At 71.1% G+C, this 13,870-nt stretch carries 13 protein-coding genes and 1 pseudogene; 5 read left to right on the top strand and 9 right to left on the bottom strand.

Going from position 1 to position 13,870, the window contains the following annotated elements:
• Positions 1-198 precede the first annotated feature (198 nt).
• On the top strand, positions 199-2,061 hold the full coding sequence (locus O7601_RS20615) for an adenylyl cyclase (protein ID WP_281562732.1): 1,863 nt from the start codon (positions 199-201) through the stop codon (positions 2,059-2,061).
• Positions 2,062-2,107: 46 nt separating this feature from the next.
• Here the strand turns inward: O7601_RS20615 and O7601_RS20610 are convergent, their stop codons facing one another.
• The 5 genes from O7601_RS20610 to O7601_RS20590 all read right to left on the bottom strand — a co-directional run bounded on the left by O7601_RS20610 (position 2,108) and on the right by O7601_RS20590 (position 6,594).
• Positions 2,108-2,626 (bottom strand): GNAT family N-acetyltransferase, encoded by a 519-nt coding sequence (locus tag O7601_RS20610; RefSeq protein ID WP_281562731.1) that lies wholly within the window; start codon positions 2,624-2,626, stop codon positions 2,108-2,110.
• A 220-nt stretch (positions 2,627-2,846) separates the two neighbouring features.
• Positions 2,847-3,791, bottom strand: a complete 945-nt coding sequence (locus O7601_RS20605) for an AMP-binding protein (protein WP_281562730.1) — start codon at positions 3,789-3,791, stop codon at positions 2,847-2,849.
• Positions 3,788-4,252, bottom strand: a complete 465-nt coding sequence (locus O7601_RS20600; protein WP_281562729.1) for a MaoC family dehydratase — start codon at positions 4,250-4,252, stop codon at positions 3,788-3,790. Before O7601_RS20600 ends, O7601_RS20605 begins: the two co-directional genes overlap by 4 nt.
• Positions 4,249-5,421, bottom strand: a complete 1,173-nt coding sequence (locus O7601_RS20595; protein ID WP_281562728.1) for an acyl-CoA dehydrogenase family protein — start codon at positions 5,419-5,421, stop codon at positions 4,249-4,251. Before O7601_RS20595 ends, O7601_RS20600 begins: the two co-directional genes overlap by 4 nt.
• 24 nt (positions 5,422-5,445) lie before the next feature.
• Complete coding sequence (locus O7601_RS20590; RefSeq protein ID WP_281562727.1) at positions 5,446-6,594, bottom strand: acyl-CoA dehydrogenase family protein; 1,149 nt, start codon at positions 6,592-6,594, stop codon at positions 5,446-5,448.
• 89 nt (positions 6,595-6,683) lie between these two features.
• Here O7601_RS20590 and O7601_RS20585 point away from each other — a divergent pair, with 89 nt between their 5' ends.
• From O7601_RS20585 to O7601_RS20575, 3 genes are read left to right on the top strand one after another with little or no spacing between them, the layout of a single operon-like run.
• Positions 6,684-7,349 carry a TetR/AcrR family transcriptional regulator gene (locus O7601_RS20585; RefSeq protein ID WP_281562726.1) on the top strand — a complete coding sequence of 222 codons (666 nt, stop codon included), beginning with the start codon at positions 6,684-6,686 and terminating at the stop codon, positions 7,347-7,349.
• A 43-nt stretch (positions 7,350-7,392) separates the two neighbouring features.
• A complete protein-coding gene (locus O7601_RS20580) occupies positions 7,393-8,811 on the top strand; it encodes an aldehyde dehydrogenase family protein (protein ID WP_281562725.1) in 1,419 nt (472 codons plus the stop codon).
• On the top strand, positions 8,808-9,884 hold the full coding sequence (locus O7601_RS20575) for a zinc-binding dehydrogenase (protein WP_281562724.1): 1,077 nt from the start codon (positions 8,808-8,810) through the stop codon (positions 9,882-9,884). The genes O7601_RS20580 and O7601_RS20575 overlap by 4 nt, the downstream gene beginning before the upstream one ends.
• A gap of 52 nt (positions 9,885-9,936) precedes the next feature.
• On the opposite strand, the gene O7601_RS20570 is transcribed toward O7601_RS20575, so the two are convergent.
• Both O7601_RS20570 and O7601_RS29515 read right to left on the bottom strand, forming a co-directional pair.
• Positions 9,937-10,218, bottom strand: a complete 282-nt coding sequence (locus O7601_RS20570; protein WP_281562723.1) for a hypothetical protein — start codon at positions 10,216-10,218, stop codon at positions 9,937-9,939.
• A pseudogene (locus O7601_RS29515) lies at positions 10,215-10,598 on the bottom strand (hypothetical protein). The gene O7601_RS20570 and the pseudogene O7601_RS29515 overlap by 4 nt, the downstream one beginning before the upstream one ends.
• A gap of 502 nt (positions 10,599-11,100) precedes the next feature.
• On the opposite strand from O7601_RS29515, the gene O7601_RS20555 reads away from it, so the two are divergent.
• Complete coding sequence (locus O7601_RS20555) at positions 11,101-12,522, top strand: helix-turn-helix transcriptional regulator (RefSeq protein WP_281566986.1); 1,422 nt, start codon at positions 11,101-11,103, stop codon at positions 12,520-12,522.
• Here O7601_RS20555 and O7601_RS20550 read toward each other — a convergent pair whose 3' ends face one another.
• A complete protein-coding gene (locus O7601_RS20550; protein ID WP_281562720.1) occupies positions 12,523-13,089 on the bottom strand; it encodes an NUDIX hydrolase in 567 nt (188 codons plus the stop codon).
• Between the two features lie 172 nt (positions 13,090-13,261).
• A complete protein-coding gene (locus O7601_RS20545) occupies positions 13,262-13,864 on the bottom strand; it encodes a hypothetical protein (protein ID WP_281562719.1) in 603 nt (200 codons plus the stop codon).
• Positions 13,865-13,870 lie beyond the last annotated feature (6 nt).

Here is a 13,870-nt window from a genome sequence, read left to right as displayed (position 1 = left end):
GGGGGGCGCCGGAACGGTGTCGATCGTGGATTCACCCGCTCCGGGGCATGGCGCGCGGCGGCGTTACGGGGTAGAAACATCTGGACCCCGTTTCTTCACACCGTGATACAAGTCCGCTCGATGAGAGAGCGCTCTCACGAATTGGTCCATCGTGTCGTCGGGCTCGCCATCGATCGGCCCGACGGGAAGGACGAAAGCATGCCGACCCCATCACCGCACCGACGACTCGGTCGGGCACTGGCCTTCGGGCTGGCGCTGACCACCGCCGCGGTCGCCACGAACACCCCGGTCAGCGCGGGCCCGCCCCGACCAACCCAACCCACCTTCGGGCCCAACGTCACGATCTTCGACCCGAGCATGCCGGTCAGCCAGATCCAGGCGACCCTCGACGCGGCACACGCCGCACAGGTCGACAACGAGATGGGCACCACCCGGCACGCCTACCTGTTCCGGCCGGGCCACTACGGCACCACCGAACAGCCGCTCCAGATCAAGGTGGGTTACTACACCGAGATCTCCGGCCTGGGCGCCTCCCCCACCGACGTAGTGATCAACGGCAAGGTCGAGGCGTACAACCGCTGCCTCACCGAGGGCGGCACCGCCAACTGCATCGCGCTCGTCAACTTCTGGCGCACGCTGAGCAACCTGTCGCTGCGCATCAACGCCGCCGGCCAGGACGACTGCCGCGCCTCGGCCAACTTCTGGGCGGTGTCCCAGGCCGTGTCGATGCGCCGGCTCGACATCAGCGGCGGCGGGCTGTCGCTTATGGACTACTGCACCAACGGGCCGCAGTACGCCAGCGGCGGCTTCATCGCCGACTCCCGGCTGCCGGCCACCACAAACGGCTCACAGCAGCAGTGGCTGACCCGCAACAGCGAGGTCGAGAGCTGGTCCAACGCCGTGTGGAACCAGGTGTTCGCCGGGGTGGTCGGCGCACCCGACGACACCGGCTTCCCCGACCCGCCGTACACCACGCTCGACACGACCCCGCTGAGCCGGGAGAAGCCGTACCTTTTCGTCGACGCCAGGGGGAAGTACCAGGTTCGGGTGCCGACCGTGCGCCGCGACACGCGCGGCATCACCTGGGGTGCCCGGATGACGCCGGGACGGACCATCCCGATCAGCGACTTCTTCGTCGCCCGGCCGTCCGACCCGGTGCACGTCATCAACCGGGAACTCGCCCGGGGCCGGCACCTGCTGCTGACCCCCGGGGTGTACGATGTGGCCCGCAGCATCGAGGTCCGCCGGCCCGACACGATCGTGCTCGGCATCGGGCACGCCACCCTCACCGCGGTCAACGGCGCGGTGCCGCTCAACGTCGCCGGGGTGCCCGGCGTGGTCGTCGCCGGGGTCACCATCGACGCGGGTCTGAAGGAATCACCGGTGCTGCTGCGGGTCGGTCGCGAGCACGGCCGCAACCACAGCACCCCGCGTAACCCGATCACGCTGTCCGACGTGTACTTCCGGGTCGGCGGCCCGCACATCGGCAAGACGGACACCGCGCTGGAGGTCAACAGCGACCACGTGCTGATCGACCACACCTGGGTGTGGCGGGGCGACCACGGTGTCGAGGGCTTCACCGAGGGCGTCAACGGCGACACCGACCGCTGGCGGACCAACACCGGTCGCTACGGCGTCGTCGTCAACGGCGACCACGTCACCGCCACCGGCCTGTTCGTCGAGCACTTTCAGCGGTACAACACGGTGTGGAACGGTGAGCACGGCACGACGATCCTCTACCAGAACGAGCTGCCCTACGACCCGCCCACCCAGGCGGACTGGCACAACGGCAAGGTCAACGGGTGGGCCGGATACAAGGTCGGCGACCGGGTCCGCCACCACACGCTGCACGGTGGCGGGGTGTACGTGTTCAACCAGAACAACCCGTCGATCCGTACCGAGAACGGCTTCGAGGTGCCGGTACGCCCCGGCATCCGGCTGCACCACATCATGACGGTGAACCTCAGCGCCGGCACCATCGACCACGTGGTCAACGGCGTCGGCGAGGCGGCCGACATGGACCGGGTCGGCGCTCCGGTCTACCTGGAGCAGTACCCGTAACACCGCAGGCGGGGGCCGGCCGCTCGCCGGTCCCCGCCGACGCGGTTCAGTCCACCACCGGGCTGCGGCGCTCCAGCAGGACGACGTCGCGCCAACGGCCGTGGTGACGGCCCACCCGTTCGCGGGTGCCGACCACCCGGAAACCGGCCCGCCGGTGCAGCGCCAGGCTGGCGGCGTTCTCGGGAAAGACGCCGGACTGGATCGTCCAGATGCCCGCCGCGTCGGTCGACTCGATGAGCGCGTCGAGCAGCAGCCGGGCCACGCCCCGCCCCTGGGCGACCGGGTCGACGTAGACGGAGTGCTCCACCACCCCGGCGTAGACCGCCCGCGCCGAGGTCGGTGACACGGCGATCCAAGCGATGAGCGTCCCGTCCCCGTCGACCGCCACCAGCCGGTGGGCCGGCAACCGGCCGGCGTCGAAGTCGGCCCAGGACGGCGCGACGGTCTCGAAGCTGGCGTTCCCGCCGTCCAGCCCGGCCTGGTAGATCGCCAGTACCCGGTCGGCGTCGTCCGCCGTCATCGGGCGCAGCCGCACCTCGGCCGGCACCAGCTCGTCTCGGATCATGGGCGAATCGTAGGCGAGGACGCCGGGACGGCCCGCACGCCGATCGGCACCGCGCCGCAGCACCGCCACCTCGGCCGCTGTGCGAGATCGACCTCGACGCACTCTGGGCCAGGGTGTGCCGGTTCTGGATCACCGTCGAGCCGTACTGCCCGGACCGGTCGCGGGTCGAAGCACCACTCGCCGCTCGTGCCCGACCCGGCGACCGCTGCGGGCCACCGCACTAGCTTCCGGGCCCTCGCCGGTACCGCTCGCCGGGGCAGCCCAGTCGGCGCGAGCGGAGCCGCCGAGCGGTACGCACCCGGCCGGTGGACGCATCCGGCCTCCCGGACGAGTCGTGCTCCCCGTCCGCCACGTGGACGACCGCGTCGAAGGTGCTGGTGAAGCGCTGCCGCAGGGACGGTGGCAGGGGTGCCCGGCTGACCCAGCGGCGCAGCCGGGGCAGCGAATCCCGGCCCCGGGCCGCGTCGAGCAGCGCCGCGTACATCGCCGACGTGCCGTGGAAGACGGTGACCTGCTCGCGCAGCATGAGATCCAGCGCCGCCGGGCCGGTGAAGCGGCCCAGCAGCACCAGGGTCGCTCCCGCCCGGAAGGTGCCGGTCAGCGTGACGGCCTGACCGAACCGGCCGCCCAGCGGCAGGCAGCCGAGCACCACGTCGGTGTCGTCCGGATCGGCCTCGGTGCGGCCGGCGGGGTCGAGGTCGGTGTCCGCGAGCCCGCCGGTAGGGCCGGGTGGGACGTCGCCGAGATCCTCCAGCCGGGGCACGTCGGACGGGCCCCGGCCGGGACCGACCGTGAGCAGCGGGACGCCGGCCCGTACGCTGATCCGCCGCCCGGCGGCCAGGTGCGAGGTGTGGCAGACCAGCAGCCGCGCCGCCCGGGCCAGGTGGACGGCCTGCGGACCGACCGGCACGCCGACCGGTACGGCGACCGCACCGGCGGCGAGGGCACCGAAGTAGACCCGGGGGAAGTCCACCACGTTCGGCGCGAGCAGGGCCACCGCGTCGCCGTTGCGCACCCCGGCGGCCCGCAGCCCGGCGCCGTAGCAGCGGGCCTCCAACCACAGCTCGGCGTACGTGACCCGGACCCGGCCGTCGATCACGGCGACCGTGTCGGCGTGCCGGTCGGCGGAACCGGCCAGCACGGTCGCCGGGGAGAGCGCGGTCATCGGGGCGGGTCCGTGTACAGCCGGCTGACCGTTTCGGCCACGCAGACCGGCTTGCCACCGCCGTCACCCGCCACGGTCGCCGTGGCCACCAGCTGCGCTCCGCCCTCGAACGGGCTGACCTGGTCGATCGTCGCGACGACCCGCACCGAGTTGCCGACGCGCACCGGTGCCGGGAACCGGACCCGGTTGAGGCCGTAGTTGACCCCCATCCGCACCCCGTCCACCCGGTACAGGCCGCCGACCAGGGCGGGCAGCAGGGCGAGCGTCAGGTAGCCGTGGGCGATGGTGCCGCCGTACGGCCCGGCCGCCGCCCGTTCCTGGTCGAGGTGGATCCACTGGTGGTCGTCGGTGGCGTCGGCGAACCTGTTGACCCGGCGTTGGTCGATGGGGAACCACGGGCCCGGCCCGAGTCGCTCGCCGACCGCGCCGGCCAACTCGTCGATGCTGGCGAAGCGCCTCATCCCAGGTGCCCTCCGAGCTTCGTGTAACCGCGCAACAGGTCGCGGGAGATGATCAGTCGCTGCATCTCGTCGGTGCCCTCGAAGATCCGGTACAGCCGCACCTGCCGGTACCAGCGTTCGATCGGCAGCTCGCGGGTGTAGCCCATCCCGCCGTGGATCTGCATGACCCGGTCGACCACCCGGTTGACCATGCCGGCGCCGTAGAGCTTCGCCATCGAGGAGGCGTGCCTCGGGTCCAGGCCGGCGTCGACCGTCCAGGCCGCGCGCAGGATCAGCCAGCGGGCCGCCTCCAGCTCGGTCTCCGAGTCGGCGATCATCCACTGGATGGCCTGGTTGGTGCCGATCTTCGAACCGAAGGTCTCTCGGGTGTTGGCGTGGTCGATGGCCATCCGCAGCGCGCGTTCGGCGATGCCGACGGCGTGTGAGGGGATCGTGTAGCGGCCCTTGCCGATCCATTGCATGGCGAGGGTGAAACCCTGCCCCACCTCGCCGAGGATGTTGCGGTTCGGCACCCGTACGTCGTCGAAGAACAGCGAGGCGGGCCCGCCCTCGCCCATGGTGGGGATGAACTCCGACCGCCAGCCCATCGCCCGGTCCACCAGGAACGCGGTCGCCCCGCCGTCGCGGGCCCCGCGCTCGGGGTCGGTGACCGCGATGACGATGGCGAAGTCGGCCTCGTTGCCGCCGGTGATGAAGGTCTTCTCGCCGTTGAGGATCCAGTCGTCGCCGTCGCGGCGGGCCCGGAACCGGATGTTCGCCGCGTCGGAGCCGGCGCCCGGCTCGGTGATGGCGAAGCAGGAGTTCCGCTCCCCCTCGATGGTGGGCAGCAGGAACTCCTGCCGCTGTTCCTCGGTGGCGTGGAAGAGGATGTTGTCCGCCTCGCCGCCGAAGCGGAACGGCACGAAGGTGCGGCCGATCTCCGTCCAGATCAGCGACTGGACGACGGCGGGCAGGTCCATGCCGCCGTACTCCGCCGGCGTGGCCAGCCCCCAGAAGCCGAACTTTCGGGCCTTGAGCTGCAACTCCCTCAGCTCGGAGCGTTCCAGGCCGGGCTGGTGGGCCCGCTCGCGGCGCAGCAGCTCCTGCTCCAGCGGCATGACCTCGCGGGTGATGAAGTCGCGGGCGGTGTCGCGGATGGCCCGTTCCTCGTCGGACAGCCCGAAGTCCATGTGCTCACGGTTCCTCTCCCGAATTCAGAAGGCGTTGACGCCGGTGAGCGCCCGCCCGATGAGTAACTGCTGGATCTGGCTGGTGCCCTCGTAGAGGGTGGTGACGCGGGCGTCGCGCAGGTACTTGCCGACCGGGTACTCGTCGATGTAGCCGTACCCACCGAAGACCTGGATGGCGTCGTTGGCCGCGCGGACGGCGGCCTCGCTGGCGAACAGCTTGGCCATCGACGCCTCGGTGGCGAACGGCTGGCCCCGGTCGATCAGGTCGGCGACCCGCCAGACCAGCAGCCGCGCCGCGGCGGTGTCGACCGCGATGCCGGCGAGCAGCTGCTGCACGAGCTGGTGCCCGGCGATCGGCTTGCCGAACTGCGTGCGGGCTCCGGCGTAGCCGACGGCCGCGTCCAGGCAGCCCTGGGCGATGCCGACGCAGCCGGCCGCTACCGACATCCGTCCCTTGGCGAGGGTGGCCAGCGCCAGCTTGAAGCCGGCACCCTCCGCGCCCAGGCGGGCGGTGTCGGGCACCCGGACGGCTTCGAGGACGAGTTCGGCGGTCGCCTGCCCACGCAGGCCCAGCTTGCCCTTGATCTCCGACCGGGTCAGGCCAGGGCTGTCGGTCGGCACCAGGAACGCGGTGATGCCCCGGTGGCCCGGGCCGCCGGTACGGGCGAAGAGCAGCGCCACGTCGGCGGTGGTGCCGTTGGTGATGAACGTCTTGCGGCCGGTCAGCAGCCAGTCGTCGCCGTCGCGGACCGCGCGGGTGGTCAGCGCCGCCGCGTCCGAGCCGCTGTCCGGTTCGGTGAGCGCGAAGCAGCCGAGCGCGGCGCCGGAGCAGAGCGCCGGCAGCCACCGTTCCCGCTGCTCCGGGCTGCCGTGGCTGGCGATCGACTTGGCGACCAGGCCGAGCGAGACCGACACGATGCCCCGGACGGCGGAGTCGCCCCGGCCGAGTTCCTCAAGCACCAGGCAGTACGCGAGGTGGTCGCCGCCGGATCCGCCGTGCTCCTCGGCGATGGTGAGGCCGAGGAAGCCGACCTCGCCGAGCTTGCCGACGATGCCGGGGTCGACCGCCTCGCGTCGGTCCCAGGCCGCCGCGTGCGGCACCACCTCGCGGTCGACGAAGTCGGCGGCGAGCGCCCGGACCGCGACCTGCTCGGGCGAGAGGTGAAGGTCCATGGCAGTAAACTAGCGGTGCAAGTTTTATGCTGTCCAGACCCCGGTGTGGCAAAGTTCCCCGCGAGCCACCCACCAGAAGGAGGACGCCCATGCCCCGGCCGCGACAGGCCCTGCTCAGCCGGGAGCGGATCGTCGAGGCCGCCGCCGCGTTGATCGACGCCGAAGGGCTCGACGCGTTCTCCACCCGACGGCTCGCCGCCGCGCTGGGCGTGCGCGGGCCCTCGCTGTACAACCACTTCGCCACCAAGGACGAGATCCTCGACGCGGTCGCGGACAGCATCACCGGCCAGGTCGACGTGTCGTTCTTCGGTGAGGTCGACTGGCGCGAGGCGTTGCGCCGCTGGGGGCACTCCTACCGGGCCGCCCTCGCCGCCCATCCGAACATCGTGCCGCACCTGGCGCGCGGACCCGGTCGACGCCCGGCGGCTCTGGCCATGGCCGACGCCGTCTACGGCGGGCTGGTCGCGGCTGGCTGGCCACCCGCCCGGGCGACGCACATCGGCGCGCTGATGCGCTACTTCGTGATGGGTTCCGCGCTCAGTTCCTTCGCCCAGGGCTTCGTGGAGGATCCGGGGCTCTACGCCGAGCAGTACCCGCACCTGAGTCAGGCCCACCGCCTGGCCGAGCACCAGCACCAGGTCGACGAGGGCGCCTTCACCCTGGGCCTGGAGGCGCTGATCGACGGGCTGTCACAGACCTACGAAGGCGTCGTCGGCCCGCTGCCACCCCTCCCGCCGGGCGGCCCGGCGTACTAGAGTCCAAACTTGCACCGCTAGTTTTAGTCGAGGTGAGGAGCCCATGGAATCCGTACGGACCGACTTCTACCTCGACGGCAGTTGGGTGCGCGCCGAGGGCGGCCAGCCGCTGGAGGTGCACAACCCGACGACCGAGCAGGTCATCGGCACCGTCCCGGCCGGCACGGCCGAGGACGTCGACCGGGCCGTGGCCGCCGCGCGGGCCGCCTTCGAAGGCTGGGCGGCGACCGACCCCGCCGACCGGGCCGCCCACCTCGACCGGCTGCACGCCGCCCTGACCGCCCGCGCCGACGACATCGCGCACACCGTCGCCACTGAACTCGGCACCCCACTGAAGGTCGCCACCCGCGTCCAGGCCGGGCTGCCGCTGACCGTGCTGCGCAGCTACGTCGACCTGGCCGCGCACCCGCCCGCGCCGCAGACCGTCGGCAACTCCCTGGTGGTACGCGAACCCGTCGGCGTGGTCGGCGCGATCACCCCGTGGAACTACCCGCTGCACCAGATCGTCGCCAAGCTCGCACCCGCCCTGGCCGCCGGCTGCACGCTGGTGCTGAAGCCGAGCGAACTGACCCCGCTCACCGCGTACCTGCTCTTCGACGCCATCGACGAGGCCGGCCTGCCGCCCGGCGTGGTCAACCTGGTCACCGGCACCGGGCCGGTGGTCGGCGAGGCCCTCGCCGGGCATCCCGGCGTGGACCTGGTCTCCTTCACCGGCTCCACCGCCACCGGCCGGCGGATCACGCACCTGGCCGCCGACCGGATCGCCCGGGTGTCACTGGAGCTGGGCGGCAAGTCGGCGAACGTGGTCCTCGACGACGCCGACCTGGCCGGCGCGGTCAAGGTTGGCGTCGGCAACGCCTTCCTCAACTCGGGGCAGACCTGCACCGCCTGGACGCGGATGCTGGTGCACCGGGACCGCTACGACGAGGCCCTCGACCTGGCCGCCAAGGCGACCGACGGCTACCGGCTCGGCGACCCGCTCGACCCCGCCACCCGGCTCGGCCCGCTGGTCTCCGCCCGACAGCGCGACCGGGTACGCGACCACATCACCCGGGGCCTCGCCGACGGCGGCCGGCTGGTGGCCGGCGGCCCCGACGCCCCGGTCCCGCAGCGGGGCTGGTTCGTCGCCCCGACAGTCATCGCCGACGTCGATCCCGACAGCGCCCTCGCGCAGGAGGAGGTCTTCGGGCCGGTCCTGGCGGTCATCCCGATCGACGACGACGACCACGCGGTACGGGTCGCCAACAACTCCCGCTATGGGCTGGCCGGCGCGGTGTGGTCCGGCGACGAGGAGCGGGCGCTGCGGGTTGCCCGCCGGCTGCGTACCGGCGCCGTCGACATCAACGGCGCACCGTTCAACCCGCTCGCCCCGTTCGGCGGCTACAAGCAGTCCGGCCTCGGCCGTGAGCTGGGTGTGCACGGGCTTGAGGAGTTCTGCGAAGTGAAGGCGATCCAACGGTGAGGGGCCTGGTGGTCCGGGGCGTCGGCACGCCACCCCGGGTGGAACAGGTCTCGCCGCCTCCCATCGGCCCCGGCCAGGTACGGGTGGCGGTCCGAGCGGCCGGGGTCTGCCACTCCGACCTGTCCATGGTCGACGGCACCATCGCCGCGCCGTACCCGCTGCTGCTCGGCCACGAGGCCGCGGGCGTGGTGGTCAAGGTCGGCGCCGACGTCGACCGGATCGCCGTCGGTGACCACGTGGTGCTCGACTGGGCTCCCCCGTGCCGGTCCTGCTGGTACTGCGGGCACGGCGAACCGTGGCTCTGCGAACGCTCCGGCATCCCCGCCGCCACCGTCGGGCACACCATCGACGGCGAGCCGCTGCACGTCACCCTCGGCCTCGGTGCGCTCGCCGAGCAGGTGGTGGTGCCGCAGCAGGCCGTTGTCGCCGTACCGCCGGACCTGCCCTTCCCCACCGCCGCGCTGCTCGGCTGCGCGGTGCTCACCGGCGTCGGCGCGATCCGCCGTACCGCCGACGTGCGGCCCGGCGACTCGGTCGCCGTCATCGGTCTCGGCGGCGTCGGCCTCTCCGCGGTCGCCGCCGCCCGCGCGGCAGGTGCCGCCCGCGTCATCGCCGTCGACGTCGCACCCGCCAAGGCCGAACTGGCTCACGCCGCCGGCGCCACCGACTTCCTACTCGCCGACGACACCCTCAGCCGCGCGGTACGGTCGCTCACCGACGGCCGGGGCGTCGACCACGCGGTCGAGTGCGTCGGCCGGGCCACCACCATCCGCGCCGCCTGGCGGGCCACCCGCCGTGGCGGGCAGGTCATCGTGGTCGGCATGGGCGGCAAGGACGACATGCTCGCCCTCAGCGCCCTGGAGATCTTCCACTCCGCCCGCACCCTGCGCTCCTCGGTGTACGGCTCCTCCGACCCGGACCGCGACGTGCCCGAGCTGGCCCGCGCGGTGCTCGACGGCACCTTCGACCTCGACTTCCTGGTCACCGACCGGATCACCCTCGACGACGCGCCGGAGGCGCTGGCCCGGATGGCCCGGGGCGAGGGCGCCCGCACAGTGGTCCTGTTCGACTGACGCGTGCGGTGCGGACTCTCCGGACGCCGGCCTGATCGGGCGTCGTCCGAGATCATCTGGCCCGGTCTGGTTTGGCTGGCACAGTTGCGGTACTCCGCTGGGGCACGTCCGGCGGCTGTCTGGTCCAGCCGATGAAGCGGCGGTGCAGTGCGCCAGCCGGCGCCCAGGGCATGTCCTCGGCTGCCTGCACGAGATAGCCACCGAGGTAGAGGGCCAGCGACACCGGAGCATCCGCGTACTCCGCGCGCAGCTCCCGCCGCCGGGTCGGACACGGCCAAGGCAGGTCGCAGCCGCCGCAGCTCCAGATCGGCAGCACCGGGCCGTGGGTGCTCACCGCACACCGCCCAGGAACCGGGCGACGCTCACGTGGGCCTGCCGGCTGGTCGCCCACTCCACCTGCCAGCAGGGGTACGGGGCAAGCCGCGACCACCACGCCCGGCAGCCGATGCACATGCCGTCGAGCCCGCGCACATGGACCGCAAGGATCGCCTGCTCCGGGCCGCCGATCACTGCTCACCCTCCTGCGGCCAGTGCCCCCGATTGATCGGAATCCGATGCCGGGCACGACACGGCAGATCGGCACCACAGCGACAGGTACGCCGCCACAGTTGCCAGGACCAGACCGGCCGATGCCGGCGGGCGAACGTCAACGCGGTGGCCGACAGGTACTCGTCGTACGAGACGCGCCGACTGCTGGAAGTTGACCGGCTGAATGAATCCGCCATCGCTCGGCTCACCGAACTTTCCCTGGCTCAGGCCTGCTGGCTGGCTTGCCGGGCGTTTCCAACGCCGCCTCAGGGCTGCCGTCGGGCCGCAGGCGTGCCGCATGGTCGAGTAACCGTTGCTGCGCTGCCGCCTGCTCGACGTCCTGGTACCGCTGGCCGGTCCCCGGCGGTGGTGGCGGTTCAGGACGCCGCAGCAGCCATCGCATCAGCCCATACAGGTGCGATCGGAGGGTCACAGTCCCCCCTCGCTCAGGGTCACGAGGGCGGACCGGGTGAGAGCTTCTGGGCCGTGGAGGGTGCCTTCCCACACCAGGCCCGGCGCGTGGTCGGCGTCGAAGTTCATGTGCGAGACGATTCCGCCGGACTAGCTGCGGCGGCCATGTCGGCTGGTCATGTCACGGTGATATGGGCTGCCTCGACCAGCCCGGAGAACGACCATAGGCTCCACGTTGAGCACCATGAGTAGTCGACTCACGACGCTGGGAGCCGCTGTGCTGCTCGACCATCTTCGGATTCCTGATGACCTCTGGTCACGCGAGGACGTACGTACGGCACTGGCTACCCGCGATGTTGGCGCACTGTTTCGGCTGTTCTCCCGGCACACCGGGGCGAGCCAGACGCGCATCGGTGCCGCCGTAGGCCTGGAGCAGGGTTACGTCAGCCGGATCATCGCCGGCCGGCGGGTGACCTCCATTGAGGTGCTGGAGCGAATCGCCGACGGCTGCGGTATGCCCGACGAGTCACGGATGACGCTTGGTCTCGCTCCGCGCCGGCGGTCATGTCGCCCTGACATGGTCAATCGTCGGGACGGCCGGCAAAGTGATGTGCCGGCCAACCGCTCCTGGCGTGAGGATGTGCGCGCTGTCGCGCAGCTATGGGAAGGCGACGTGAACCGTCGAGAAGTACTCCGCCAGACCGTGTTCAGCTCCGCCGCGTACACCTTGCCAGCGCTGCGTTGGTTCACCGCCACCAGCCCGCAACCCGTCGCGCAGGAGGGCCGCCGAACGGTCGGTAAGCCCGACATCGACACCATCCGCGAGATGACCGCCACATACCGACGGCTCGACAACCAGTACGGCGGCGGCCACGCCCGCGAGAATGTAACCCGCTACCTTCACCAGGAGGTCACGCCCCTGCTGACGGAGGGCCGATACGACCCGCAAACCGGCCGCAAGCTGCTCACCGCCGTTGCCGAGTTGACGCAGCTCGCCGGCTGGCAGGCGTACGACATGGCCGAGCACGGCCTCGCCCAGCGATACCTCACCCATGCCCTCGACCTGGCCCGCACCGCCGACGATCCCGGCTTGGGTGCCGAAATCCTCGCCGCGATGAGCCACCAAGCCACCTACCTCGGCCACACCGCCACCGGCATCGACCTCGCCCGGGCAGCCCGACACACCGCAGACCGCGCCGGAATCACCGTCCTGACCGCCGAAGCGCTGGTCATGGAAGCCCACGCCCACGCCGCCTCCCGCGACTCGGCCGCCTGCGCCACCGCACTGCACCAGGCGGAACGAGCCCTCGACCGAGCCGACCGCAGCAGCGACCCGCAGTGGCTCGGCTACTTCGACGAGGCGAATCTGTCAGCCAAGTTCGGCCACTGCTTCACCGCACTCGGCCATCACCGCCATGCCGAACGCTTCGCCGCCCGCTCGCTGCTGATGGACGAACTCTACGTACGCGGCAAAGCCTTCAACCTCGCGCTCCTGGCCACCATCCAGGCCCGCCACAGCGAGCCCGACCGCGCCAGCGCCATCGGCGGACAAGCCCTCACCCTTACCACGCAACTGAAGTCCGCCCGCGCCGTCCGCTACGTGCGTGACCTGCAATCGGACCTCATGGCACACCGCCGCCGACCAGCAGTCCGGAACCTCATCACCCGCATCGATGCTGTCCTCGGGCAGCGCCGCTGACTACAACTCGCCGTGAGCCTTACGCGCGACCAGTTCCAATACGGCAATGACCGTACCGGCACCCACGATCTCGCCCTGGGAGACGAGATGCCGGGCCTCCTCAAGCGGGATCCAAGCCACCCGCTCGGCCTCGTTCACGTCCACCGGCGCGCCGATGTGCTCCGCATCACGGGCAAGAAACAGCAGGTTCTCCGCGTCTGCGGTCGCCACCCACGGCTGGAACGACAGCAGCGACTCCACCGCACCCGGACGCCAACCGGTCTCCTCCTCAACCTCCCGGACCGCACACGCCGCCGGGTCCTCCCCCTCATCGACGTAGCCACCGGGCAGCTCCCACACCCACCGATCAAACACGAACCGATGCCGCCGCATCAGCAACAACCGCTCCTGACCGTCAAGCACCGCAGCCATCGCCGACCGAGGCGCCCGGATCACGTACTGCTCGAACCGCACCCCATCCGGCAACTCCACATCAGCGATGCTCAACCGCGCCCGCCGGCTACCATCCACCACCCGCTCACCGTGGATCGTCCACCGCGTCGACCCGATGCACTGTTCCTCCACCATCCGGCCAGTATCCGCGACCAACGGGGTGGAACGCTGCCGTCCGGCGTGTTGCTTGGCTAAGCGTGAGTGCAACTTCCCTGTTGTTGTCGTCTCCGTTCGCTTCGAGGCGACAGTTTCCCCGTTGTTGTCCTATCCGCAGGGCCAGTGGCTACGGCCGGCACTGGTCTTGGCACTAGTTGCCCCCGACACCGACGCATGATCGATCCACCGATTCCTGCCAACGAGTGTGCTGAAGTGCCACGGGGATCGACACTTGGCTGAACCGTCCGTCATCGGTCTGAACCACTATCTGGAGCGCAACGGGCTCAGCCGGAATGCCGATGGCACAGTCCAATGTCGCGGTGACGTCAACTCTCAACCAGGCGGCGGGTTGGATCCACCGTTGCTTCTCGATGGCCCGCAGGGTGAGCCCTTGCTGGTCCCCCGTCAGATCCTGGACATTGATCGACCGCGGACCGGCATTCACGACCGCCATCTGCCCGTCGACACGCACTCGCTGCCCGTCAACACCAGCCGTCATCAGACCTGTCGTTTCGGCGAGCACCAACACCGAAATGTCCGAAGCCTCCGCCTGATCCTGCTGCGTGAGAACCCACTCGTGCGTAACGGTGCCCCCAATCACGCCTCCCAGTAGGAACAAGCCCAGCGCGACCAGGACCGGCACCCGGGCGGATACTCCCAACCGCCGCCACCAGTACCGCGGTCCGCCGCCGGACCGGAGCGACCGCTCGCCGATCACGTCCAGGTCGATCACCCGCTCCTCGGACCCTTTCACTCGGGC

Origin of the sequence: Verrucosispora sp. WMMD573 (assembly GCF_027497175.1) — a bacterium.
GTDB lineage: Bacteria > Actinomycetota > Actinomycetes > Mycobacteriales > Micromonosporaceae > Micromonospora.
This window is presented reverse-complemented; position numbering and strand designations above follow the sequence as displayed.

Coding starts and splice junctions, on each gene's coding strand:
- O7601_RS20610 (WP_281562731.1), bottom strand. CDS start 2,626: ATGATCCGAGACGAGCTGGTGCCGGCCGAGGTGCGGCTGCGCCCGATG.
- O7601_RS20615 (WP_281562732.1), top strand. CDS start 199: ATGCCGACCCCATCACCGCACCGACGACTCGGTCGGGCACTGGCCTTC.
- O7601_RS20585 (WP_281562726.1), top strand. CDS start 6,684: ATGCCCCGGCCGCGACAGGCCCTGCTCAGCCGGGAGCGGATCGTCGAG.
- O7601_RS20590 (WP_281562727.1), bottom strand. CDS start 6,594: ATGGACCTTCACCTCTCGCCCGAGCAGGTCGCGGTCCGGGCGCTCGCC.
- O7601_RS20595 (WP_281562728.1), bottom strand. CDS start 5,421: ATGGACTTCGGGCTGTCCGACGAGGAACGGGCCATCCGCGACACCGCC.
- O7601_RS20580 (WP_281562725.1), top strand. CDS start 7,393: ATGGAATCCGTACGGACCGACTTCTACCTCGACGGCAGTTGGGTGCGC.
- O7601_RS20605 (WP_281562730.1), bottom strand. CDS start 3,791: ATGACCGCGCTCTCCCCGGCGACCGTGCTGGCCGGTTCCGCCGACCGG.
- O7601_RS20600 (WP_281562729.1), bottom strand. CDS start 4,252: ATGAGGCGCTTCGCCAGCATCGACGAGTTGGCCGGCGCGGTCGGCGAG.
- O7601_RS20550 (WP_281562720.1), bottom strand. CDS start 13,089: ATGGTGGAGGAACAGTGCATCGGGTCGACGCGGTGGACGATCCACGGT.